Annotated in this window: 20 protein-coding genes; 3 read left to right on the forward strand and 17 right to left on the reverse strand. The window is 67.2% G+C overall.

Translation table 11 applies throughout. From position 1 onward, the window contains the following. Positions 1–13: 13 nt before the first annotated feature. The 16 genes from RIB45_RS12835 to RIB45_RS12910 form a co-directional block, all read right to left on the reverse strand. Positions 14–1,276 (reverse strand): acyl-CoA dehydrogenase family protein, encoded by a 1,263-nt coding sequence (locus tag RIB45_RS12835; protein WP_350050713.1) that lies wholly within the window; start codon positions 1,274–1,276, stop codon positions 14–16. A gap of 47 nt (positions 1,277–1,323) precedes the next feature. Continuing rightward, positions 1,324–2,355 carry a phosphotransferase family protein gene (locus tag RIB45_RS12840; protein ID WP_350050714.1) on the reverse strand — a complete coding sequence of 344 codons (1,032 nt, stop codon included), beginning with the start codon at positions 2,353–2,355 and terminating at the stop codon, positions 1,324–1,326. Further along, a complete protein-coding gene (locus RIB45_RS12845; RefSeq protein ID WP_350050716.1) occupies positions 2,352–3,011 on the reverse strand; it encodes an ATP-binding cassette domain-containing protein in 660 nt (219 codons plus the stop codon). Before RIB45_RS12845 ends, RIB45_RS12840 begins: the two co-directional genes overlap by 4 nt. After that, positions 3,008–3,802, reverse strand: a complete 795-nt coding sequence (locus tag RIB45_RS12850; protein WP_350050717.1) for an ABC transporter ATP-binding protein — start codon at positions 3,800–3,802, stop codon at positions 3,008–3,010. Before RIB45_RS12850 ends, RIB45_RS12845 begins: the two co-directional genes overlap by 4 nt. Beyond that, on the reverse strand, positions 3,799–4,800 hold the full coding sequence (locus RIB45_RS12855; RefSeq protein ID WP_350050718.1) for a branched-chain amino acid ABC transporter permease: 1,002 nt from the start codon (positions 4,798–4,800) through the stop codon (positions 3,799–3,801). Before RIB45_RS12855 ends, RIB45_RS12850 begins: the two co-directional genes overlap by 4 nt. Positions 4,801–4,803: 3 nt before the next feature. Beyond that, positions 4,804–5,700, reverse strand: a complete 897-nt coding sequence (locus RIB45_RS12860; RefSeq protein WP_350050719.1) for a branched-chain amino acid ABC transporter permease — start codon at positions 5,698–5,700, stop codon at positions 4,804–4,806. Between the two features lie 117 nt (positions 5,701–5,817). Further along, entirely contained in the window at positions 5,818–7,134 is a 1,317-nt protein-coding gene (locus tag RIB45_RS12865; RefSeq protein WP_350050720.1) for an ABC transporter substrate-binding protein, read from the reverse strand. Between the two features lie 129 nt (positions 7,135–7,263). After that, the gene (locus tag RIB45_RS12870) at positions 7,264–8,457 is read right to left on the reverse strand and encodes a thiolase family protein (protein ID WP_350050721.1); all 1,194 of its coding nucleotides are present in this window, start codon (positions 8,455–8,457) and stop codon (positions 7,264–7,266) included. Beyond that, the gene (locus RIB45_RS12875) at positions 8,454–9,272 is read right to left on the reverse strand and encodes a FadR/GntR family transcriptional regulator (RefSeq protein ID WP_350050723.1); all 819 of its coding nucleotides are present in this window, start codon (positions 9,270–9,272) and stop codon (positions 8,454–8,456) included. The genes RIB45_RS12870 and RIB45_RS12875 overlap by 4 nt, the downstream gene beginning before the upstream one ends. Positions 9,273–9,508: 236 nt before the next feature. Further along, positions 9,509–10,333 (reverse strand): SapC family protein, encoded by an 825-nt coding sequence (locus tag RIB45_RS12880; protein ID WP_350050724.1) that lies wholly within the window; start codon positions 10,331–10,333, stop codon positions 9,509–9,511. Positions 10,334–10,471: 138 nt separating this feature from the next. Further along, positions 10,472–12,625: a dipeptide ABC transporter ATP-binding protein gene (locus tag RIB45_RS12885; RefSeq protein WP_350050725.1), complete on the reverse strand. Its 2,154-nt coding sequence runs from the start codon at positions 12,623–12,625 to the stop codon at positions 10,472–10,474. A gap of 25 nt (positions 12,626–12,650) precedes the next feature. Continuing rightward, entirely contained in the window at positions 12,651–13,556 is a 906-nt protein-coding gene (locus RIB45_RS12890; RefSeq protein WP_350050726.1) for an ABC transporter permease, read from the reverse strand. Positions 13,557–13,572: 16 nt separating this feature from the next. Next, the gene (locus RIB45_RS12895; protein ID WP_350050727.1) at positions 13,573–14,505 is read right to left on the reverse strand and encodes an ABC transporter permease; all 933 of its coding nucleotides are present in this window, start codon (positions 14,503–14,505) and stop codon (positions 13,573–13,575) included. Between the two features lie 305 nt (positions 14,506–14,810). After that, positions 14,811–16,529 (reverse strand): ABC transporter substrate-binding protein, encoded by a 1,719-nt coding sequence (locus tag RIB45_RS12900; RefSeq protein ID WP_350050728.1) that lies wholly within the window; start codon positions 16,527–16,529, stop codon positions 14,811–14,813. A gap of 426 nt (positions 16,530–16,955) precedes the next feature. Then, positions 16,956–17,816 carry a PhnD/SsuA/transferrin family substrate-binding protein gene (locus RIB45_RS12905; protein ID WP_350050729.1) on the reverse strand — a complete coding sequence of 287 codons (861 nt, stop codon included), beginning with the start codon at positions 17,814–17,816 and terminating at the stop codon, positions 16,956–16,958. Then, the gene (locus tag RIB45_RS12910; RefSeq protein WP_350050730.1) at positions 17,813–18,694 is read right to left on the reverse strand and encodes a helix-turn-helix domain-containing protein; all 882 of its coding nucleotides are present in this window, start codon (positions 18,692–18,694) and stop codon (positions 17,813–17,815) included. Before RIB45_RS12910 ends, RIB45_RS12905 begins: the two co-directional genes overlap by 4 nt. A 257-nt stretch (positions 18,695–18,951) precedes the next feature. Between RIB45_RS12910 and RIB45_RS12915 the strand changes: the two genes are divergently transcribed. The 3 genes from RIB45_RS12915 (at position 18,952) to RIB45_RS12925 (ending at position 22,347) form a co-directional block, all read left to right on the forward strand. Then, complete coding sequence (locus tag RIB45_RS12915) at positions 18,952–19,806, forward strand: fatty acid desaturase (protein ID WP_350050731.1); 855 nt, start codon at positions 18,952–18,954, stop codon at positions 19,804–19,806. Between the two features lie 68 nt (positions 19,807–19,874). After that, positions 19,875–21,377 (forward strand): aromatic amino acid ammonia-lyase, encoded by a 1,503-nt coding sequence (locus RIB45_RS12920; protein ID WP_350050732.1) that lies wholly within the window; start codon positions 19,875–19,877, stop codon positions 21,375–21,377. A 142-nt stretch (positions 21,378–21,519) separates the two neighbouring features. Beyond that, a complete protein-coding gene (locus RIB45_RS12925) occupies positions 21,520–22,347 on the forward strand; it encodes a class I SAM-dependent methyltransferase (RefSeq protein ID WP_350050734.1) in 828 nt (275 codons plus the stop codon). Here the strand turns inward: RIB45_RS12925 and RIB45_RS12930 are convergent. Further along, positions 22,344–24,755, reverse strand: a complete 2,412-nt coding sequence (locus RIB45_RS12930; protein WP_350050736.1) for a thiamine pyrophosphate-binding protein — start codon at positions 24,753–24,755, stop codon at positions 22,344–22,346. The genes RIB45_RS12925 and RIB45_RS12930 overlap by 4 nt on opposite strands. Positions 24,756–24,819: the final 64 nt, after the last annotated feature.

Consider the following 24,819-nt stretch of genomic DNA (forward strand, 5'->3'; position numbering starts at 1 on the left):
CCCTCGCCCCCGGTCAGCCGTGCAGCATGTCCGGCGTGGTCATGTAGGGCAGCGAGCGGCCGCGATGCTCCTTCGCGTGCTTCAGCTCGCGCCGCGCGACGGAGCGGATATGCACCTCGTCCGGCCCGTCGATGAAGCGCAGCGCCCGCCCCCAGGTCCACAGGAAGCTGAGCGGCGTATCCGGCGTCAGCCCGGCCGCTCCGAAGATTTGGATCGCGCGGTCCAGCACCGTCGTCTGCAGACGCGGCACCACCACCTTGATGGCCGAGACGTCGGTGCGCGCGGCCTTGGCGCCGAACTTGTCGATCTTCCAGGCGGCCTGCAGGACCATCAGGCGCGCCTGATCGATCTCCATGCGCGACAGTGCGATCCACTCGGCGACCTGGCCGTGCTCGGACAGCGACTTGCCGAAGGTCTTGCGCTCCAGCGCCCGCTCGCAGGCGAGTTCGAGGGCCACCTCGCATTGGCCGATCGAGCGCATGCAATGGTGAATGCGCCCCGGCCCGAGACGCGCCTGGGCCAGCATGAAGCCCTTGCCCTCCTCGCCCAGCAGGTTCTCCTTCGGCACGCGGACATTCTTGAAGACCAACTCGCAATGCCCCTCGGGCGCGACATGATGCATGATGGGCGGGTTGCGCACGACCTCAAGGCCTTCCGCGTCCATGGGCACGATGACCATGGAGTGCTTGTTGTGCGGGTCGGCGTCCGGGCCGTCATCCGAAACGCCGAGGACGATGGTGAACCTGCAGCGCGGATCGGCCGCGCCGGTGATGAACCATTTGCGCCCGTTGACCACGTAGTCGTCGCCGTCGCGCAGGATGGTGGTCTGGATGTTGGTCGCATCCGAGGAGGCGACGTCCGGCTCCGTCATCGAGAAGCTGGACCGGCACTCGCCGTGGAGCAGCGGCTTGAGGTAGTCCTGATACTGCTGATCCGTCGCGAACAGGTGCAGCAGCTCCATGTTCCCCGTATCCGGCGCGTTGCAGTTGAAGACCTCCGACGCCCAGAAGATCCGGCCCATGATCTCAGCCAGGGGCGCGTATTCCAGATTGGTGAGCCGCGTGCCGGGCTCGTCGTCGCGCAGGTCAGGCAGGAACAGGTTCCATAGCCCCTGCTCCTTTGCGCGCTCCTTCAGGTCCTCGACGATCTGGGGCGGGTAGACGCCCTTTTCCGTCTCGCGGAGCCATTCGGGATTAGCGGGGACGATATGGTCGTCCATGAAGCGCTGCACGCGCTCGCGCAACTCCTCAACCTTCGGGGTGTAGGCGAAATCCATCGCTCAGGCTCTTCCTTCCAAGCTCAGTCAAACAGGGGTCGACGGCCTCAGCCGTCGGCGTCGATCAAATCGGCCGCGCGCTGGGCGAAGGAGCCGGAAAGCTCGCCCACCTTCTCCGCATCTTCGGCGGCCGCGTTGCCCGAGGCGGCGCGCGCGGAGATCCCCTCGAAGATCACCGCGAAACGCCATAGCGAGAAAGCGAGATGAAAAGTCTTCACCGTCTCGCTGCGCCCCGTGCGCTCGTAATAGCGAGCGAGATAATCCCGCTCGTTCGGGATTCCCATCGTCTCAAGGTCGAGGCCGAGAAGTCCGCCATATTCGTCCGGGGTCGAATGGTAGGCGATGCAGTTGAAGGCGACGTCGGCCAGAGGATGACCGAGCGTCGAGAGCTCCCAATCGAGCAACGCGATCGGCTCGGGCCGATCGGGCGCGAACAGGAGGTTCCCCATGCGCAGGTCGCCGTGACAGATCTGCGTCTCCTCGTCCGGCTCCATATTGGCCGTCAGCCAATCCCGCACCCGCTCATGCACGCTGACGTCGCGGGTCTTTGAGAGCTCGAGTTGCTTCGACCAACGCCGGATCTGGCGTTCGAAATAGCCCCCGCGCTTTCCGAAATCGCTCAATCCCACGGCCTCAGGATCGACCTGATGCAAGGCCGCCATCACCCGGTTCATGCCGTCATAGGCCTGCGCGCGCTCCTCCGGCGACAGATCGGGAAGCGCTCCGTCATGGAAGACCCGTCCTTCCAGGAAGCCCATGACGTAGAAGGGAGTCCCGACGATCTCGCGGTCCTCGCAGAAATGCAGCATGCGCGGCACAGGCACGTCGGTCTCGGCGAGCGCGCTCATCACCCGATACTCGCGGTCGACCGCATGGGCCGAGGGAAGGATATCCCCGGGCGGCTGCTTTCTCAGCACGACCGCTCCCTTGGTCCCGATCAGCTTGAAGGTCGGGTTCGATTGGCCGCCGGAGAATCGCTCGATACCGGTCATATCCCCTAGATCGTCAAACCGTCCTTTCAGATAATCGGCCAGGCGATCCGGGTCGAACTCCAACGTCGTATCGTCAAAATCGCTCATGCCGGCTCGGTCACATCCGCGTTGGCGCCGCGTTCGATGACGAAGTCGCGGTCGAAGATGTCGAAGGAGTGATTGAGTTCCGATTGGCTAAGGATCACCGTCAGCCCGCCGCCGCGCAGGTTGCCGATGACTTCCGCAAGACGCTCGGACAATGCGGGCGCCACCCCCTCGAACGGCTCGTCCAGCAGCAGAAGCTTGGTGCCGGCGGCCAGCGCGCGGGCCAGCGCCGCCATCTTCTGCTGCCCGCCCGAAAGCAGCAGGGCCTTGCGCTGCCGCATCTCCTTCAACTCCGGCAGGATGTCGTAGACGACTGACAGACGCTCGTCCGCATCCAGCGCCGGCGTCACCCAGGTCGGCAGCAGGATGTTCTCCTCCACCGTCAGTTCCGGGATCAGGCCCCGATCCTCCGGCATATAGCCGATGCCCAGGCTGGCCCGGCGGTGGATCGGCACGCTGGAGAGGTCCTGCCCGTCGAAGGCGATCTTGCCCTCCGTCAGCTTATGCAGGCCCATGATCGCCTTCATGAAGGTCGTCTTGCCGGCGCCGTTCCGGCCGGTCAGGCCGATCATCTGGCCGGTCTCGGCGCTTAGGCTGAAACCGCGCAGCGCGACGATCGCGCCGATCTTCACGTGGGCGTTTTCGACCGCGATCGTCATGCCTCGGCCTCCTCCTTCGCGGCGCCGCCTTTGGCGGAGCCGGTGACGTATTTCTGCACGGCCGGGTCGGAGAGCACCTCATCCGGATCGTCGTCGGCGATGACCTGCCCCTGATAGAAGGCGAGCACCCGATCCGAATAGCGGGTGACGATGTCCATGTCGTGCTCGACGAAGATGACGGTCACTTCCTCGGTCGACAGCGCCTCCATTACCGTTTCCATCAGCGGGAACTTTTCGTCCACGCTGACGCCGGAGGTCGGTTCGTCCAGCAGCAGAACCTTGGGCCGCCGCACCAGCGCCATCGCGATGTCGAGGAGCTTTCGCACGCCGCCCGGCAGTTCGCTCACCTTGCGGTCGGCGTAGTCGTCGAGCGCGAAGCGCTTCAGCATCGCATGCGCCTGATCGACCGTCTCGGCGTCATCGGCTGGACGAAGCATGGAGAACCGCCGGCCGGACGCCCCGAAGGCGACCATGATGTTCTCCAGCGCCGTCATGGGCTCGTAGAGCTGCGGAATCTGGAACGACCGACAGACGCCGCGCTGGGTGATCTGGCGCGGGTTCAGCTTGGTGACGTCGTCGCCCTCCAGCAGGATCGACCCGGAGTCCGGCTTCAGGTAACCGGTCACGATGTTCATGAAAGTGGTCTTGCCGGCGCCGTTGGCCCCGATCAGGGACAGCTTGTCGCCAAGGCCCACCGCAATGTTGATGTCCTGGGCCGCGACCACCGCGCCGAAGCGCTTTTGCAGGTCCTTGGCCTCCAGAATGGTCGGTGCGTTCGACGGTGTGCTCACGGCGCGGCCCTCCCCTCTTCGGCGGCGCGTTCGGCGGCCTTCTGGCCGGTCGGCTTACGCCCGCCCTTGATGCGCTCCCACAAGGACCCGATGCCGCCCGGCAGGAAGATGATGACGGCAATCAGGAACGAGCCCAGGACCAACTGCCAGGTCTCCGGGAAATAGCGGTTCGAAAAGGACCGCACGAGTTCCAGGATCAGCGAGGAGACGAACACCGCCGACACGCTGAGATGGCCCGCGAGCACCGCGATGAACACGAACTCGCCCGACGTCGTCCAGAAGCTGAACAGCGGGTCGATATGGCCCAACGCCATGCCGTTGAGCGTCCCGCCCAGGCCCGCCAGCGCGGCCGCAATCGTGAAGTTGCGCACGGTCACGTTGAAGACCGAGGAGCCGAGATACTCCACCCTCAGTTCGTTCTCCCGCACGGCGAGCGCGAGCATGCCGGCCATCGAGTCGTAATAGAGCCGGCAAGCAGTGGCGGCGACGGCGACGACGATCGCCGCCAGGACGTAAAGCGCAAGATCGGAGGTTTCCACCGTCGGCTGCCAGCCGAAGAAGGTCGGCTCCGGCAAGGTGAAGCCGTCGGATCCGCCGATCGAGTTCATCTTCACCAGCAGGCCGTACAGCACCATGGAGAGCGCCACCGTCAGCATCGCGAAGAAGATGCCGCGATAGCGCGCGATCAGCGGTCCTGCGATCAGACCGACGACGGTCGACGCCGCCATGCCGATCAACAGCAGCAGCGGCGCTTCCGTGACGCCGGCGTGCACCGCCAGCAAGCCGGAGGCGTAAGCCCCGATGCAGTAGACGAGCCCCTGGCCGAAGGAGACCAGCCCGCCGCGCATCAGCGTGATGATGCCGAGCGAGACCAGCCCGTAGCCGAAGGCCTTGGTGACGGTGAAGAGCAGCCAGTCAGGCAGCGCGAAGCCGAGAACGATCAGCGCCAATCCGGACAGCAGCCCTGCGAGATAGGTTTTCTTGGTCGAGGCGTGCATGGCTCAGATCTTCCTCGCTTGCGTGCGCTGGAACAGGCCTTCCGGACGGAAGACCAGCACGATCGCCATCACGAAATAGATGATGAAGACCTCGGCGGCCGGGAACTCGTAGATCGCCGTCGCCCGCGCGATCCCGACGATCAAGGCCCCGATCGCCGCGCCGGGGATCGAGCCGAGGCCGCCGATGATGACCACCGCGAAGCTCGCGATGATGATCGGGATGCTGATACCCGGCTGAACCGAGATCAGCGGCGAGGTGAAGGCGCCGGCCAGCGCCGCCAGGAAGACGCCTACGAAGAAGGCCAGCAGATAGACCCAGTTGACTCGCACGCCCATGCAGGCGCTGACGTCGGGATTGTGGATCACGGCCAGCACGATCTTGCCGACCTTGGTCTTGTTGAGGCCGAGCCAGACGGCCAGCCCTGCGACCGCCGCCAGCGCGATCAGCATGAGATCGTAGCCGACGTAGAACAGCTCGCCGATCTCGACGTTCCCGAAGAGATTGCGCGGCTCGAACACGTAATAGGGCTGGACGCCCCAGATCAGCTTACTGACGTCCTCCAGGACCAGGAAGACCGCGTAGGTGATCAGCAGGATCAGCACCTCGTCCCGGCCGTAGAACAGCCGCAAGAGCCCGCGCTCCAGGATCGGGGCCAGCACGATCGCCACCGCCAGCGCCGCCAAGAACATCGCGATCAGCGAGAATTCGGGCGGCAGGCCGAGCGCCGGCACGAAGGTCGTGAAGGTGGCCGCCGCATAAGCGCCGAAGGCGTAGAGGCTGCCGTGCGCGATGTTGAGAATGCGCAGCACCCCGAAGATCAGGGTCAGCCCGAGGGCGACCATGAACAGGTACGAGGCGTAGACCACGCCGTCGACCAGGATTGTTATGACGTCAAGCATCGCTGGGACCCATCCCCTTCACTGCCCGCAGGAGCGGGGTTCGGAGCGCGCCCGGCGGACCGCCTCGGCCCGTCGGACGCGCCCGTCCCCTCTTCATTCAACCAAGCGCGGCTTCGATCACTCGCACTTGGCGCCCGGGAAGCCGGCGTTGATCCAATCAACGCTGTTCTGGCCCGGGGGCGGGTTCACGCACTCGGCCGCGAAGCGCTCGATGTCGGTCACGGTGATGTTCCCGTTCTCGTCCTTCGCGGTGGTGCCGATGGCGGTCGGCTGGATGGCCTGGTGGCCGTTGCCCAGCTTCATCTGGATCAGGCCGCCGGGGGACTCCCACTCATGACCTTTGAGGGCCATGCGGATCTCGTCCTTGGTCGGACGCTCGCCGCCGTTGGCCGCCATGGCCTTCTCGATCGCCGACTTCAGGCCGAGGATCGCCTGCGCCATGCGGTAGGGCGCCTGCACCGGGATCACGCCGTAGCGCTCCTGGTAGGTGTCGAACCACCAGTTGTTAAGCGGCGTGTCCGGCGACATCAGGCCGTAGGCCCCGCGCGCGCCGAGCACGACGCCCTCGGGGAAGTTGTTGCCGAGCGCCGGGATGACGTGGTCGCCGGCGGACAGCACGACCTGGCTGCGCTGGAACAGCCCGCGCGGCATCGACTGCAGAATGAAGGACTGCAGGTCGCCGCCCCAGTTGGAGCTGTGGACGACGTCCGCACGCTCGCGCATCAGGGCGGAGATTTCGGTGCCGTACTGACCGGCGCCGAAGGCCGGGAACAGTTCGGCCACCACTTCGGCCTCGGGGTAGAGCTGATCCATCGCGGCCGTGAAATCGCGCCAGCTGTCATGGCCCCAGGCGTAGTCCTGGTTGAGGCCGGCGATGCTGTCCACGTCGACGCCCCGCGCCTTCAGGTAACGGGCCATCGACACGTTATCCATGGTGGCGTGGGCCGCGGTGCGGAAAGCGTACTCGTACTGACCGTCCTCGAAGACGCGCGGCGTGCCGCAGTCGTAGAGGATGGTGAGCGCCTGCAGTTCGTCCGCCACCGGCGCGATCGCCAGGCAGTCGCCCGAGGAGACGTAGCCGACGACGGCGTCGACGTTCTCGCGCTGCACCAGGTTGCGGAATTCCTGCACCTGCTTGGTGGCGCCGCCGGCCTCGTCGATCGGAATCGCCTCGATCTGCATGCCGCCGAAGCCGACCGTATCGTACGGCGCCGGCACTTCGCCCGCATTCAGCTTCTCGATCAGCAGACGCCCGCCGTCCCAAGCCGGCACGCCGAAGCTTTCGGCCGCCTGACCGGACAGGAAGGTCACGACGCCGATCTTATAGGTCTCCTGCGCGGAGACCGTTCCCGCCCCGGCGCCGACGCCGAACGCGGCCAGCGCCGCGCCCGCCATCAGCCCCTTGAGGGCCGATTTGAAGGATACTCCAGACATTTACGCTACTCCTCCCTTTTGGTCTGCGCCCGACCCGGCTTTGCGGGTGCGGGGCGCGTCGATCGTCCGTTTTCTCGGCGGAGGCCGCCGGTTTCTCCCGACGCGCCCCGGACGATCCGATAACCGGCCTTATGCCCGGCCGATATTCTCCAGCAGCACGGCCATGCCTTGGCCCGCGCCCATGCACATGCTGACGACGGCGTAACGGCCGCCGGTCTCCTCCAGGTGCTCCATGGCGACCAGCGTCATCCGCGCGCCCGTGGCGCCCGGCGGATGTCCCAGTGAAATGCCGCCGCCATAGAGGTTCGTGTTGTCGCGACGGATCCCCAGCTCCCGTTCGGTGTGCAGGTTGACGGCCGCGAAGGCCTCGTTGATCTCAAAGTAGTCGATGTCCCCGAGCGACATGTTGTTGCGCTCCAAAAGCGCGCGGATCGCCGGGACCGGCCCGCAGCCCATGATCCGGGGGGAGACGCCGACGATCGCCCAATCCTTCAGGATGACGCGCGGCGCGGCGCCCTCCGCCTCCAGCGCGGCGCGATCGCCGACGACGACCATCGCCGCCCCGTCGGTCACGCCGGAGCTGTTGCCGGGCGTAACCCGCCCGCCCTCGCGGAAGACCGGCTTCAGTTTCGCGAGCTTTTCGGCCGTCACTGTGGGGCGCGGGAACTCGTCGACCTCCATCAGGCGGGTCGTCTTGCCCTCCTTCACCTCGATCGGCGCAATCTGGCGGCCCAGGAAGCCGCTTTCGATCGCCGCGCCCGCGCGCTGCTGGCTCATCAGCGCGTATTCGTCCATCTGCTCGCGGGTGTACTGGAAGTCGTCGGAGAGGTTCTCCGCCGTCTCGCCCATCAACTCGCGCGAAAAGGGGTCGCGGTAAGCCCAGTCCAGGCTGTCCTCCATCACCTTCGGCCCGCGGATCGCCCCCCAGCGGCTCGCGGTGTCCATATAGGGCCCGCGCGAGAAGTTCTCGCCGCCGCCGGCCAGCGCCAGCTTGCCGTGGCCGCTCAGGATCTGCTCGGCCGCGGTGATGATCGCCTGCGTGCCCGACCCGCAGGCGCGGCTGACGTTGAGCGCGCAGCTCTCCTCGCGCATGCCGATCCCAAGCGCGATGGCGCGGCTGGCGTAAAAGCCGTCATGGTCGACCGGCAGCACGTTGCCCCAGACGGAATGGTCAAGCTTCTCCGGCGCAATCCCCGCCCGCTCCACGCTGGCCTTTGCCGCGTGGATTCCGAGATCGATCATGCGCGTGTTCTTGAGCGATTTGCCGTAGTCGCCGAAGGGCGTGCGCATGCCGCCCGCGATGCAGATCTGCTGCGTCGTCACTGATCCTGATCCTTGCTCCACAAACCGGCGGCGCGCACCGGTTGATCCATCTCCAGTTTGGCGAGCTCGTAGCCGCGCTTGAAGTCCACGATATGCTTGCGCATCCACAGCTCCGCATGATCGGCGTCGCGACGCTTGAGGCCGTTGAGGATCTCGCGATGGGCGTCCACCAGCCGCTTGGGCGCTTGGGGCAGCGCGTTCATCATCGGATCGGCCGCCGGGAACATCAGGTTCGCCGCCGGCTCCCGCGCCATCAGCCAAGCCGGATTTCCGACCGCGGCCCCGATGATGTCGTGAAACTCTAGATCGAGCTGGGTCACGCTCTCGCCCCGAGCGACGGCCTCTTCGGTCCGCTCGACATTATCCTCAAGGTGCCGCAGGTCGGTCTCTTCGATCGCCCGTGCGGCCAGCGCCGCGGCGCTCGGCTCCAACACCATGAGGAGCTGGTGCAGATCGATGAAGGTCACCTGTTGCAGCAACAGCGCGCGGCTCGCGCGGCTGCTGAGCTCCTGATGCCCAGGCACGGCCGCGTGCAGGCGCCGGCCCGACTTGCGCTCCACCAGGCCGGTCTGTTCGAGGAGCCGCAGCCCCTCGCGCGCGGTCGAGCGATTGACGCCGAGCTGGTCCGCCAGCGCCGTCTCAGACGGCAGCCGATCGCCCGGCTTCAGACGTCCTTCCATGATTTCGCGCTCAATCGTCTCAGCAACCACGCGGTAGGTGGGCGCAACGGCGAGCTTACGCAGACTCATGCCCTCTTCGCCCGCTTTGCGGGGTCGCTCGCCCAAGGCGGCGCGCGCGGCGTCGTCTGCTGTCATAGCGCTCCACCCTGCCCTTGCGGCGGCCCCGCCGCCTCGTGACCGCCTTGTGTCGACGGCTTCCGTCCGTTTGTCGGACAATTGGAGTTTAGGGGGCGCCTGTCGTCCGAGTCAAACGGCTTCGCGCATGCGCCGAGACGCGCCCTGCCGGCCGCTCCTCGGCGCTGCGCGTCCGCGCGGGGTCTTGTGAGAGATCCGGATTCTCGCGGAGCGCGGCGCCGGCCTACCGGGCCTCTTCACCTTTCGCGCGGCGAAAAATCCATCGGCGCGTCGGCGTGTTTCTCGTCCTTCATGAAGAGCCGTCCGAAATTGCCGAGCGACACCAAATGAGCGACCGCCAGGGCGAACCAGCCGTTGCGCCACCATGGCTCCATATCCTCGACCGGCAAGGCTCGCAGACGTTCTTCATCGATCACCTTGAAGCCGCGAATGGCCATATGACGCTGGTCCGCCAATTCAACGTCCACTGCGCGCTCGATCAGCAGGTCGCGCTCCAGGCAGGCCTCGACGAAGCGGCGCGTGCGCGCTTGTTCGCGCGCGAAAGCGCCGGCGAAGCGGCCGCGCCGCTTCATGACGTCGCTCGGCTTGCCGTCCACGAACAGCGGCGCGGCAGCCTCGGCGCTCGTCAGCATCGGGGCGTCGACGTCGAGGCCGAGCCGAATCGCCGGCCCGCCCGCCTGCTCCGACGCGCGATCGCGTAACAGCACGAACGGATAGCGGCGCACGAAGGCGGGGACGTAGCAGCCGACGGTCCAGCTTCCATCCGCTTCGACGAACAGGTTCTGGGCCTGACGAACCCCGACCAGCACGACCGGCATGCTGGTCTGATCGCCATTGAACAGAATCGGATAGTGACGTGCGGCCGCCATGAACTCGACCGCGTTCAGCGGGATCATGTGGCTGTCGCGCGCGAAGCCGTAGTCCGCCGTTTGCTTCAGGCGCAGATCGCCGTGCGCCGACGCCTCCAACACCTCAAGCCGGCGGAAGAACATCGGCTTGCCCCCGCCGCGAAGTCCTTGCCCGTCGGCGGGCGGGCGGTCTGGTGCGGCGGCGTCGCTCATTATTCTACGGTCCGTGCCTCTGAAGTCTGGCGGCTCCCGCCTACCATCATCGCGCGCAAAAGGCGACGGGGTCGAGGGCGTTTCCGCCCTACGACCCCGTTCCCGCCCCTTCTCCCCCCGGAGAAACGATGAAATCGATCACTCAGCCGGTTCGGGCGCCGTCGCGTCCCCGCCGGGGTTCTTTGTCACGATCACCGGCGCGACCTTCGAGAGCTCCTCCAACTCGATATGGCAGGTGATGACGTGACCGTTGCCGGCGTCGCGGAACGGCGGACGCTCGTCGTCGCAGATCGAGCCGATCTTGCGCGGGCAACGCGTCGAGAACGGGCACCCCTTCGGCGGATTCAACACGGATGGAAGATTGCCCTCCAGCACGATCTCGCGTTTCTCGATCGACGTGTCGGCGATCGGCACGGCCGAGAGCAGCGCCTCGGTGTAGGGGTGGTACGGCGGCGCGTAGACCTCCTCCACGTTTCCCTGCTCCATGATCATGCCGAGATACATCACCACCACCCGGTCCGAGAGATATCGGACGACCGACAGATCGTGGCTAATGAACAGGAGCGTCGTGTCGTACTGCCGCTGGATGTCCATCAGCAGCCCTGTCACCGCCGCCTGAACCGAAACGTCGAGCGCCGAGACCGGCTCGTCCGCGATCACCATCGGCGGATATCCGGCGAAGGCGCGCGCGATGCCGATGCGCTGCTTCTGGCCGCCGGAGAGCTGCCGCGGCTTGCGGTATTTGAAGGCCCGCGGGAGCTTCACGAGATCGAGCAGTTCGTCGAGGCGCTTGTTGACCTCCTCCTCGTTCTGGGTCACCCCGAACTTTCGGATAACCCGCGTGATCTGACCGCCGACGGTGTGCGACGGATTCAGGGTCTCGTTCGGGTTCTGGAAGACCATCTGCAGGCTGGAGATCTGCTTCGGCGTGCGGCGGGTCACCGGAAGCTGCGAGATCTCCTCGCCGTTGTAGACGATCTTGCCGTCGGTCGAGGTCTCAAGCCCCATCAGCACCTTGGCGAAAGTGGACTTGCCGCAGCCGGACTCGCCCACGATCGCGACCGTCTCGCGCTTGCGCGCGGAGAAGCTGATCGACTCGTTCGCCTTCACCCAGCGCGACTTCTTGCCGGTGAGCAGCGCCTTGATGGAGCTGTCGCGGATCTCAAAATATTTGCGCATGTTCTCGACATGCAGCACCTCGTCGCCCGGCTCGTTGGGCGGATGCTGCTCGATGTCGGGGCTGTAGTTGTCCCAATCGATTTCGGTCCAGCGCACGCAGCGCACGGCGTGGCCGCTCGCCTCGTCCACCGTCAGCCAGGGGATGCCCTTGGGATCGTCGCAGCGCCCGGCCTCGAAGAAATCGCAGCGCGGGCCGAAATAGCAGCCCTCCGGCCGATTGTAGGGCAAGGGCAACTGGCCGCGGATCGGCACCAGCGGATTGGCGTTCTTGTCCGCCGTCGGCAGCGGGATAGAGCCGAACAGCCCGCGCGTGTAGGGGTGGCGCATCATGTCGAACACCTCCTTCACGGTGCCCGTCTCGACTGCGACGCCCGAATACATCACGCAAACCCGATCGCAGGTCTCCAGGATCAGCCCCATATTGTGGGAGATGTAGATCATGGAGGTGCCGAACTCCTCGCTGATCTCCTTGATCAGCTTGACGATGCCGGCCTCCACGGTCACGTCGAGCGCGGTCGTCGGTTCGTCCAGCAGCAACAGCGTCGGGTTGGACAGCAGCGCCATCGCGATGACGACGCGCTGCTGCTGACCGCCCGAGATCTGATGCGGGAAGGCGTTCATGACGCGCGCCGGATCGGGCAGTTTCACCTTCGCCAGCATCTCCTCGGCGCGCCGCCAGGCGTCGTCCTCGCTGATGCCGGGCTCGTGGAAGAGCGGAACCTCCATCAGCTGCTTGCCGATCAGCATAGAGGGGTTCAGGGCCGACATCGGCTCTTGGTAGATCATGGCGATGTCGGAGCCGCGAAGCTGGCGCAGCTCCTCCGTCGACATCTGCGCCATGTCCCGGCCCATGAACTTGATGGAGCCGCCGACGATGCCGCCGTTGCCGCCCATATACTGCATGATCGCCATGGCGACCGTGGACTTCCCGCAGCCGGATTCGCCCACGATGCCGACGGCCTCGCCGGGCATCAGGGTGAGGTTGAAGTCCTTCACGGCCGGCACTTCGCCTGCGCGGATGAAGTAGGAGATCGAGAGATCCTTGATCTCCAGCACCGCCTCTCCCTTGGGCGGGGCCTTGACCGGTTCGGCCTGTTGCAGCGTGTCGCTCATGCTTCTTTCTCCCTTACCCCAGAGGTCAGTCGCGCAGCGACACTTCGCGCAGGCCGTCGGCCAGCAGGTTGAAGCCGAGCACCAGCAGCGAAACCGCGAGCGCAGGGAAGAACGGCATCCACCAGAAGCCGCCCATGGCGAGCGAGCGGGTCTCGTTGATCATCCCGCCCCAATCCGGGAAGGGCGGCGGCAGCCCCAGGCCGAGGAATCCCAAGGCCCCGATGGTGATCGTCGTGTAGCCCATGCGCAGGCAGGCCTCGACGATCAGCGGCCCGCGGGCGTTCGGCAGCAGTTCGACCAACATGATGTACCAGGGATTCTCGCCCCGGGTCTGGGCGGCGGCGATGTAGTCGCGCGTCGCGATGTCCAGCGTCAGCCCGCGCACGATGCGCATGATGCCCGGCGCGGAGGCGAAGACCACCGCGAAGACGATGGTCAGGCCCGAGGCGCCCGCCGTGGTGATGATCAGCACGAACAGCACCATGACCGGGAAGGACAGGATGACGTTGGCCAGGAAGGAAAGCAGCTCGTCCACCCAGCCGCGGAAGTAGCCGGCCGCCAGCCCCATCAGGATGCCCACCACATAGGCGCTGAATGTCGCGACCGAGGCGTAGAAGACGACCCGCTGGGTGCCGTAGATCAGCCGCGAGAAGATATCGCGCCCTTTCTGGTCTGCGCCCAGCAGCAGGAACTCCCCGTTCGCCGTCGTCGTCATCGGCGCGGCGAACGGCTCCAAAAAGGCGTCGTAGCGATAGGGCGCCAGCAAGGGCGCGAAGATCGCCACAAAAACGAAGAAGACGACCAGCGCCATGCCGATGACGCCGACCGGGCTTTCCTTCAGCAGCAGAAAGGAGCCGATGATCTGCTCCATCGTGCCCTTCGGGCGGTCGGAGGCGGCGACGGTGCCGTCGGTGTTGCTCGCGTCGGTCATGATGCGTCCCTCCCCCTCAACTGAACCGGATGCGTGGATTGAGGAACGTGTAGCCGATATCGCCCAGCGTCTGGCTGAGCACGGCCACGAAAACGGCCGCCAGACCGCACGCCTCGATCACGAAGATGTCGCGCCTAAGCGCCGCCTCCAGCAGCAAGGTCCCGAAGCCTTTGTAGGCGAAGGCGTATTCGGTCACGACCACGCCCGAGAGCAGCCAATTGAGCTGCAGCATGATGACCGTGAACGGCGCGATCAGCGCGTTGCGCAACGCGTGCTTCAGGATCACCCGTTTGTAGGGCAGTCCTTTCAGGACCGCGGTGCGGATGTAGTGGGTCGTCATAACCTCGGCCATCGAGGCGCGCGTCATGCGGGCGATGTAGCCGAAGCCGTAGAGCACGAGCACCGAGACGGGCAGAATCAGCTCGATCCAATTCCATCCCGCCGCCATCGAACTGGTTCCCGGCAGCCACCCGAGCTGGATGACGAAGATGGTGGAGAGAATGACCGCGCTTGCGAATTCCGGGACGGAGGTCGTCACGATCGAGACGACCGAAATCGTTCGATCCTGCAGCGAGCCTTCCTTCATCCCCGCCAACACGCCGAGGAACAGCGCCAAGGGAACCATGATCGCGAAGGTGATGCCGGCTAAGATTCCGGTGTTGCCCAATCGGTCCCAGAAGAACTCGTTCACCGGTCGCTTGTACTGCACCGATTCGCCCAGGTCGCCGCTCGCGACCCCGCCGACCCAGTCCAGGAAGCGCACCGGGATCGGCCGATCGTAGCCGTTCTCCTCGATCCAGATGTCCAGCTGCTCCGCCTGAGCGTAGGGTCCGAGCACGCCGCGCGCCACCTTGCGCGGATCGCCCTCGTTGACGATGAACAGAATGAACCCCACCACCAGCATGATGAGCAGCATCAGCCCGATCCGTCGGACCAATAGACGAGTCATAACCGCCGTCCCCCTTTATCGTCCCCCGAACGCAGTCTGACGCCCCGAGCGCCGCGAGCGCGTTCTCAATCGGATGGAGTCCCCGGTCCGGGCCCTTCGGCGGCCCTTGTTCTCCAGCCGGGGCGGTCCGAACAGCCGGCGTGTGCGTGAGCCGGCCGGAAACCGCTTGTCGAAAAATCACAAACCAATGGCTGCGGCGCGGGGCCGCAAGGCTCAGGCGCGAACAATCCGGCGCCGTCGCCCCTTCCCAGGCGGGCTCCGGCCCCGCCGCCGAAAGGGCGACGGGGCCGACCCCGACGGCTCGCTTACGCGTCGAGCCAGACGTTGTGGAACTGGTGGTAGAAGGTCGGGTGCGTGACGTGCCCCTTGACCCGCTTGTTGGCCGCCTTGAAGACCGACCGCCAGAACGGCTGGATGATGACGCCGCTGTCGCGCAGCAGCCGCTCCGGCTTCTCCATCAGCTTGCGGCGCTCCTCGACGTCGAGCGTCGCCTCGGCCGCGTCCAGAGCCGCGTCGAACTCCGGGTTGCTGTAGGCCGACTCGTTCCAAGGCACGCCCGTGCGGTAGGCGAGGCTGAGCACCATGGTGCCGAGCGGACGGTGCGTCCAGCTGGTGAGGCCGAACGGCGCCTTGTCCCAGACCTCCCAATACTGGTTGGCCGGCATCTTGTTGATGCGCAGATCGATGCCTGCGGCGCGGCACTGCGAGGCCAGCGCTTCGCACTGCGCGGTCTCCCAGGGACCCTGCGTGTCGCCGACCACGATCTCGAAGGAGATGCCGTCCTCGTAACCGGCCTTCGCCAGCTCGGCCTTGGCCTCCTCGATGTTGCGCGTCGGCCCGGGCAGGTCGAAATACTCCGGATGGATCTGGCAGACGTGGTAGTCCGCCGCCTCCTGGCCGGCGTTGCGGTGCGCGATCTCCAGCATCTGAGCCCGGTCGGCGCAGAGCTGCACCGCCTTGCGGACGTGAATGTTGTCGAACGGCGCCTCGGTCGTGCGCATGCGCATGACGCCGGTCTGGGCCGTCACCGCCTCATGGAGCTCCACGTTCGGCAGCCGCCGGACGACGTCAAGCTGATCCACCGGCGTGTTGTAGGTCATGTCGACCTGATCGGACGCGATGGCGCCGATCTGCGCGTTCGGGTCGTTCCCGAGGTCGATGTACTGGATCTCATCCAGATAGAACGGCCCGGCCCACCAGTCGCGCGCCTTGCGCAGCACGGCCTTCTGACCGACCGAGAACTCGGCCAGCTCGAACGCGCCGGTGCCGATCGGGTTGGCCGACAGATCCGCCTCGTAGTCCGTGCCGAAGCCGCGGTGCGTGATCGCGGTCGGATAGTTGTAGAAGTTCTCCGGCATCGCGAGCGCGGCGGAGTTCAGGTTGAACTGCACCGTGTAGTCGTCGACCACCTCGACGGCGCCGGGGATGCCCTGCTTCTTGCCGTCGACCTCTTCGACCATCGGCGAAAACAGGCCGAGGTTGGAGGAGCCGGTCGCCGGGTCGAGCCAGCGATTGACCGTGTGCGCGATGTCGGCCGACCCGAACTCGTCGCCGTTGGACCACTTGATCCCTTTGCGCGCGGTGAAGCGCCAGGTCTTCAGATCCTCGGACGCCTCCCAGCCCTCGGCCAGGTAGGGGCGCGTGATGTTGTCGGCGCCGGTGCGGGTCAGATGCTCGACGATGAAGCGCGCGACGTTGGACTTCTCGACCCAGTCGAAGGTCGCGGGGTCCGTCATCTCCTGCACCGCCATCGCGACGCGCAGGCTGCCGCCCGCCTTCGGCGTCTGGGCCATGGCGGATTTGACGCCCGCACCTTCGCCCGTGATCGAACCGGCCATGGCGTAGGCCGCCGTGGCCGACATGCCGAGCAGCGTCGCGGTGCGCAAGAAGTCGCGCCGATTGACGCGGCCCTGACGAAGCAGATCCGCCAATTCCGGCAGATAGGGGTGCGTCTCGTAGCCGAGCTTCTTAGCCTCCGGCCCGATATAGCGCTTCTTCCCCAAAAGGCTGTTGCGTTTGAACATGGTCTACCGTCTCCCTTTGCCTAAGCCCAAGCGCCCGAATGCGCGCAGCCCCGCCGCCGCACGGCGACGGAGCGCAAGCCGGACGTCATTTCAAAAAATTCGCGCCGTGCGCGGTGCTCTCGCTTGGCGACACAAGCACTTCCCTGTCCTTTCGGCGCTTCGCCTTATGACTCGCGCCCAAAAACGGGCGGGATCCGGATCGAATGCGCCTGGTAAGCCCCCTTCACCCCGACCACGCGAACCCTGTGCGCGCCGCGGCTCGGTCACCGTACCCGTCCGTTTCCCCGGACGGTGATTTTTTCTTCCCGCGCAACATTTTGCATGCGCCTGTGCCGAAAGTATGGCCGGTGCGGCTTTTCAAAGTCAAATGCTAAAGGGCTTGGAAAATCTGGAGCTTGCCTTCCCCTGCCGGTAATTTTCGGCAAGTTATTGTCGCGGATGAAACAGCCGTTCCGGCAAGGTGTGAGCGGCGTCTCGCTCCATTTCCGTCACCCGCGCATAGGCGTCCGGCGGCAGGACCTCCAGAGCGTCGATCCGCAACCGCCGGCGCGTCGCCGCCAACGCCGGGTCGGCGACCGCGGCGGCCAACCCGCGACGCAAGGCCGCCACGCCTTCCGGCGACGTTCCCGCCGCGGTGACGAGCGGCAGGCCGGGCGCGAAGGGGGTCCGGGCGATCTCGACCAATCCCGACCATTCCGCAGGCGCGACGTCCCGGATCAACGCGGCCGTCACCGCGTCGACGGCGCAAAGATCGGCCCCGCCGGCGCGCACCGTCGCCAGGCTTTCCCGATGACCGCCGGTTAGCGCTACGCCGGAGAAAAAGGGCGCTGTCGGGGCCGCGCGGCCGGCCGCCCGCAGCGCGTCGGCCGCCGCCGCCCTCAGGGCGTGCCGGCCCGACTGCGAATCCAGACCGTTCACGGCGAGCCGCCGCCCCTCGAAGTCGAGGAGCGAGGCCCCCGCGTCGACGGCCCGCGCGACGATCAGACTGCAATAGTCCGCGCCGGCGCACCCCGGCGCCCGATAGCGCGGCGTGGCGACGTAGATGAGCGCCCCCGCCAGCGCATGCGTCAGCGGATAACCGCAGGTTTGGGAGAGCACCAGATCCGGCGCGGTCCAATGCTCGTGCGCGTCGCGCGGCCATTCCAGCGTCTCCGGCGCGGCCGCGCCCGCCGCCGCCAGATGGCCGCGCAGACCCGCCCACCAAGCTTCGACCGTCGGCCGCAATTCCTCGGGCGCGTACATGAACAGTCCCGCACGCCCCGCCGCCGCGACGCCACCCGCGGTCACGTCCCAGCCTCCTGGGGCTCGGCGGCCGTCCGGGCGGCCACTTCGCGCAGGAACTGCGGCGCCTCGTGCGCCTGGACCACGGCCGCACGGATCAACCGGTCGAAATGCTCGGTCAGCAGCCGGATATGCTCCGTCGTGTTGAAGACGAAGTACATTTCGCCCAGAAACAGAGCGGCGCGTTTCGGGCCGAAGACGGTGTAGGGCGTCGCGTAATGCCGCAGCCCGTCGAACAGGAAGATGCGCAGACGCGGATACAGCTCGTCGCTCAACGCCGCCATATGCTCCAACTGCTCAACCCGTTGGTCGCGCGACAGCCCCGACCAGACGCCGCAGCCGTCGGCGAAGCTCTCAATCACCTGACGCGAGCAGCAGATCTCGAAATCGGCGTCCGGCGCCCGGCTGTAATCCAGTTTGCGGCTCGCCGCCGCGATCGCTTCCGACGGCTTTTTCGCCGCGTAGCCCGAGTACTCGTACGTCAGGACCGCCTCGGTCTTGGCGAGGTCGGGCAAGGTCGCCGGCACGTAGCGGATCTTGTAGCCCGCCGCCTCGCGATGCCAGCGCTGCAGGTTCTCGTCCGACGGCGCGGTCGGGCGGCTCAGCGCCACCTCGACCGACTCGCGCAGGATGTCGGCCCCCAGCTTCTCCTGCGCGGTCAGCCCCATCAGCCAATCGAGGCTGACCTGCAGCACCTGGGCCACCGCCGCGACCGTATCCGCGCGCGGCAGACGATCCGCATCCTCTGACAATAATTGCGACAGGGTCGAACGATCGATCCCCGCATCGGCCGCCAACCGAGAGCGATTCGTCTCGGCGCGCCGCATCGCATGCGTCAGCCGCTCACGAAACAGCCGAACCGTGGCGCGGCGATCAAGGCTCATGCCGTCCTTCCTTTCAAAATTTGTTGATAATTATCACATATGTTTATGAAGACAACATTATATCCTGTTATGTCGGGTCTGGTGACTTAATGTGACAACCCCCTCGTTGCGGGCCGGGTTTTTCCAGCGCAACCCTATGCGCCATGAGCGACGTTCCTTTCGGCCGATCGTCGGCGCCCGCCGGCCGCCCCGGCCCCGAGAAATTCAGAACCCGAGCCGCGAGCGCCCTTGACGCAGTCGAGGCCCCCACCTGGGGCGTGATCGCGCTTTGTTACGGCGGCTTCGCGGCCTTGACCTGGTGGTGGCGGGAGGTTCCGCTTTATCTTCTGGCGCCGGCCGGGGCCTATCTCTTGTGCCTGCAGGCGCACCTCGCCCATGAGATCCTGCACGGCCACCCCACCCGGCGACGTTGGGTGAACGAGCTCTTCGCCTGGCCCCCGCTCACCCTGTGGCTGCCCTACCCGATATACCGCGACAGCCATTTGGCGCACCACCGCATCGGGACCCTCACCTGCCCGATCGACGATCCGGAAAGCTTTTATCACACGCCCGCGCGCTGGGCGGCGAAGCCGGCGGCGCTGCGCGCGCTGTTGACCTTCAATCAGAGCTTCGTCGGTCGCATGACGGTCGGGCCGGCGCTGATGGTGACGCGCTTCTGGGCCGGCGAAATCCGCCGATTCAGGCGCGGCGACCGGGCCTATCTCGGCGTCTGGGCGGCCCATCTCGCGCTCGCCGCGCTGGTGCTGATCTGGGTCGGCGCCGTATGCGGCATGCCGCTTTGGCTCTATCTGGCGGGGATCGTCTATCCGGCGCTTTCGCTCGGCCTGCTGCGCTCCTATGTCGAGCATCGCCCGGGCGCGGAACAGGACGAGCGCTGCGCGATCGTGGAAGGCGGGCCGCTGATGCGCCTGCTCTTTCTCAACAACAATTTCCATCTGATCCATCACAGCCGCCCCGGCTTGCCGTGGTACAAGATCCCCGCCGCCTGGCGCGCCGATCGGGCCGGGTGGCTCGCCCGGAACGGGGGCTACCGATACCGGGACTATTTGCACGTCGCGCGCCGCCATTTCCTGCGACCGAAGGACAGCCCGATCCACCCGAGCGCGCGCTGAAGCGCTTCCGCCCCGCCGCTGCCCGTGCTAGGGGCGAGGATCTTCAATCCCACGACGCCCGAGCTCCGATGTCCGACCCCGTCGTCCTATCCGGCGCCGCGCTCACGCCCGCCGCCCTCGCCCTGATCGCCTCCGCCGATGCGCCCGTCGCGATCAGCGACGACGGGCTCGCGCGCCTGCGGGCAGGCCGCGCGGTCGTCGAGCGCGCGATCGCCGAGAACCGTCCGGTCTACGGCCTGACCCGCGGCCTGGGCGATCAGGTCGGCGACAGCCTGCCGCCGGAAATGCTGGCGGACTTTTCCCGGCGCACCATCCGCGGCCGGGCGATGGCCGTGGGCGCGGCCCTGCCGCGCGCGGTGGTGCGCGGCGCAATGGCCGTGCGGCTAAACGGCGCCCTTACCGGCCGCGCCGGCTTGAGCGAGGCGGCGGCCGTTGCGCTGCAAGCCGCGCTCAACGCCGGGCTGACGCCGGTCGTCCCGCGCATCGGCTCGATCGGCGAAGCGGACCTCTGCGTGACGGCCGCCCTCGCGCTGACCCTGATCGGCGATCCGGACGGCCGCGCCGAGATCGACGGCGCGATCGCGCCGGCCGACGCGGCGCTCAAACGCGCCGGCCTCGCCCCGCTCGCCCCAGGCCCGAAGGACGGTCTCGCCCTCATCTCCCACAATTCGATCGCAATCGCCGAGGCCGCGCTCGCCTTCGAGGCGCTGGAGCGCGCGGTCGCCCTCGAGACCGTGGCGAGCGCCCTAGTACTGGAGGCGTTTCGCGCCAATCCCAGCCCGCTCGACCCGGCCTGCGCCGAAGCACGCCCGCAGCCCGGCCAGGCGGAGGCCGCTCGGCGCCTGCGCGATCTGCTGGCGGGCGGCGACTTGGCGACCGATCCGGACGCCCCGCGCCGGTTGCAGGATCCGCTGAGCCTGCGCTGCGCTGCCCCCAGTCTCGGGGCCGCGCTGACCGCGCTCGACGCGGCTCGCGCGGCGATCGACGCCGAACTGAACGGCTCAGGCGACAACCCGATGGTCGACGTCGCCGGCGACCGGCTGGTCGCAACGCCCAACTTCCACAGCCCCGGCCTGGCGCTCGCCTGCGATCAACTGGCCGCGGCGATCGCAAGCCTGGGCGCCGGCGCGCTGGCGCGCTGTCAGATCCTGGGCCGGGCGGAGTTCACGGACCTGCCGCGCCTGCTGTCGCCCGGCGGCGTCGGCAGCGCCGGCGTCGCCCCGCTGTACAAGGTGGGTCAGGCGCTGATGCATCGGCTGACGCGCGCGGCGCAGCCGGCGGCGGCGCTGCCTTCGATGGCCGGCGGATCGCTTGAAGACAGCATGAGCTTCGCGCCGCAAGCTGCTGAAAAATTGCAGGAAAGCGCCGACGCTTTCCGCCTGATGACCGCCCTCGAACTGCGCATCGCCATGCAGGCGCTGCAGCTGCGCGGGGTCGCGCGCCCGGGCGCGGCGCTGATTCCCTGGATCGAGCGCCTGACGCCGCTGTGCCCGCCGCTCGAGGCGGACGACCGGCCGCTGGGACGCGAGGTGGAAGCGATCGCGGACGCCCTGACGCCAAGCGGCGCGTGACGGCGCCCGCCCGCTGTCGGGCCGGAACAGGTCCGGCCCGACGCTTGTCTCCCGCTTTTGTGGACCCGTCACCTCGGGCTTGGCCCGGGGGAACGGCGGCGTGCTATGACCGCGCATTGACGATTTAGCGGGGACGATGACCATGACCGACGACGAGGCCGTGCGCGCCCATTGGCGCGAGAAGGCCCCGGCCTGGAGCGGCTGGGCGGATACGATGGCTGCGATGGCGGACCGCTTCAACCAGCCGCTCTTGGACGCCGTCGGCGCAGGCGCGGGCGATCGGGTGCTGGACCTCGCCGCCGGCGCGGGCGAGCCGGCGTTGAGCGCCGCGGCGCGGGTCGGCGAGACGGGCTGCGTCATCGCCACCGACCTCGTGCCCGAAATGCTGGCCGGTCTCGCCAAGCGCGAGGGCGCGGCGCGCCTGCACCTCGCCGCCGCCGACATGCAGCGCCTGCCGATCGCTGAGGCCTGCATCGATCGCGTCACCTGCCGCTTCGGGATCATGTTCGTCCCCGACGCGGCGCTGGCGCTGGCGGAAGTGCGCCGCGTGCTGCGACCCGGGGGGACCTGCGGCTTCCTGGTCTGGGGTCCGCGCGCCGACCAGACGCTGTTCACCGTGCTGGGCGACGCGGTGGCCGCGATCGCGGGCCTGCCCGACGACGACCCGCACTTCCAGATCTTTACCTATGGCGAGGCCGGCTCGCTCGCCCGCGCGATGGAGACCGCCGGGCTGAGCGAGGTGCAGGAGCGCCCCCTCGCCTTCACCCCGACCGCCCCCGCCGACCGCCCCTTCTGGCGCCCGCAGCTGGCGATGAGTTTCGGGCACCGGGTCGATATGGAAGACAAGGCGCTGCTGCGCCGCCTCGACGAGGCGATCCGCGAGCGCCTCGCCCCGCTCAAGACCGAGGACGGTTCAGCCTATCGGATGCGCGTCCATCTGCGCCTGGCGACAGGCGCGCGGCCCGCTTAGAGCATCCGCCGCGCGGCCTTTTCGATGCTGTCGGCGTCGATGCCGTAATGGCGGTAGACGTCGATCAGGTCGCCGCATTGGCCGAAGGTCTCGACGCCGAGCGGCGCGACTGAGTGGCCGCGCACCGCGCCCATCCAGGCGACCGCGGCCGGGTGGCCGTCGATGACGGAGACGAGGCGGGCGTCGTCGGCCAACGGCTCGAACAGGTCCTCGACATGGGCCATCGCGCCGCCGTCGGTCCCGTCGAGGCGCGCGCGCTCCAGGCGCTGCCAGTCGTTGTAGAGCCGATCGGCCGAGGTGATCGCCAACAGCCCGGCGTCGGGATAATCGGCGCGCAGCCGCTCGAACGCCTCCGTCGCCTGGGGGGCGACGGCCCCGATATAGACGATCGCGCTCTTCGCGCCGCGCTTGGGCGGCTCCACCCAATAGCCGCCCTTGACGATCTGGTCGGCGAGATCAGCGTCGATCCTGCGCTCCGGCTGGTCGATCGGGCGGGTGGAAAGCCGAAGATAGACGGCCGAACCCTGCTCCTCGTCCTGGATGTGGGCGAAGGCCCAGCGCAGGATGACCGCCAGCTCGTCGCCGTAGCTCGGCTCGAAGGACATCAGGCCGGGTTGGCCCATGCCGATCATCGGGGTCGAGATCGACTGGTGCGCGCCGCCTTCCGGCGCCAGCGAGACGCCGGACGGCGTGGCCGCCAGGATGAAGCGGCTGTCCTGGTAGCAGGCGTAGTTGAAGGCGTCGAGGCCGCGCTGGATGAAGGGATCGTAGAGCGTGCCGATCGGCAGCAAACGCTGGCCGAACAGCTTCGCCGACAGGCCGAGGGCGGCGAGATTGAGGAACAGATCGTTCTCGGCGATGCCGAGCTCGATATGCTGGCCCTCGTGGCTCTTCACCCATTTCTGGGCGGAGGGCACGTTGCGCGCCTTGAATTCGTCGCCGCGCTCCTGGCGGGAGAACAGGCCGCGCTGGTTGATCCAGCCGCCCAGATTGGTCGACTGCGCCACGTCCGGCGAGGTGGTGACGATCCGGTCGGCGAGCGGCCCGCCCTCGCGCGCGATCTCGTGCAAGAGCTTGCCGAAGGCCTCCTGGGTCGAGCCGCGCTCCGCCCGCTTGAAGGTCAGCGCGTCGGGGACCGGCACGGGCTCGGCCCGCATCACGCGCTCGCGCCGCTTGAGAAAGGGAACGGTCTCGATGAAGCGCGCGAGCTCTTCTTCCGCAAAGGGCAGGCCCGCGAAGCGCTCCCACTCCGCGCCTTCCGGGACGGCCATGCTCTCGCGCAGGGCCGCGGTCTGCTGGGGGTTCATCAGGCCGGCGTGGTTGTCCTTGTGGCCCGCCAGCGGCAGGCCCCAGCCCTTGATCGTGTAGGCGATGATGCAGGTCGGCTTGTCGTCCGGAACCGACTTGAAGGTGTGCAGCAGCGCCTTCACGTCGTGGCCGCCCAGATTGGTCATCACCTCGTGCAGCCCGGCGTCGTCGTAACTGTCGAGCAGCGCGTGCAGCGCGCCGTCGTCGGTCGCGTCGGCCTTGATCTGTTTGCGCCAGGCCGCCCCGCCCTGGAAGCTGAGCGCGGAGTAGACGTCGTTCGGGCAATTGTTGATCCAGCGCTTGAGCGCGCCGCCGCCCGGCTTGGCGAAGGCCGCCATCTGCTTCGAGCCGTATTTCAGCGTCAGCACGTTCCAGCCGACCGCGCGGAAAAAGCGCCCGATGATGCGAAACAGATGCTCGTTCACCACGCCGTCAAGGCTTTGGCGGTTGTAGTCGATGATCCACCAGACATTGCGCACGTCATGCTTCCAGGTGTCCATCAGGGCTTCGTAGACATTGCCCTCGTCGAGCTCCGCGTCGCCGACGAGCGCGATCATCCGGCCGCGATCCGCACCCTCGGGATCGCCGCTGGTCGGCGTCATGCCCTTCAGGCGCAGGTAATCCTGTGTCAGCGCCGCGAAATTGGTGAAGGCGGCGCCCAGCCCGACCGAACCGGTGGAGATGTCGACCATCGCGCCGTCCTTGGTGCGCGAGGGATAGGACTGCGCCCCGCCGAAGGCGCGAAAATCCTTCAACTTCTGCAGGTTCTGCTGCCCCATGAGATATTGGACGGCGTGGAAGGCGGGGCTGGCGTGCGGCTTCACCGCGACGCGGTCTTCGGCCTTGAGCTCATGAAAGTAGAGCGCGGTCATGATGGCCGACACCGAGGCGCAGGAGGCGAGATGCCCGCCGACCTTCAGGCCGTCGCGGCTCTCGCGCAGATGGTTGGCGTTGTGGATCGTCCAGGCGGACAGCCAACGCACCTTGCGCTCCAGCGCTTCAAGCAAAGCGATTTCGTGGTCGTCGGCCGCGCCCAGATAGCCGAGCGTGTGATCGCTCGCGGGGTTTGCGGGCTGCGGGGTCACGTCGTCCGGGGTCATCCGCGTCGGTCCTGTTCGCTGTCGGTGAAAAGCGGTCGGCGCCGCAGAGCGGGACAATAGCCGG

It is taken from the genome of Marivibrio sp., assembly GCF_040218065.1.
GTDB lineage: Bacteria > Pseudomonadota > Alphaproteobacteria > UBA8366 > Aestuariispiraceae > Marivibrio.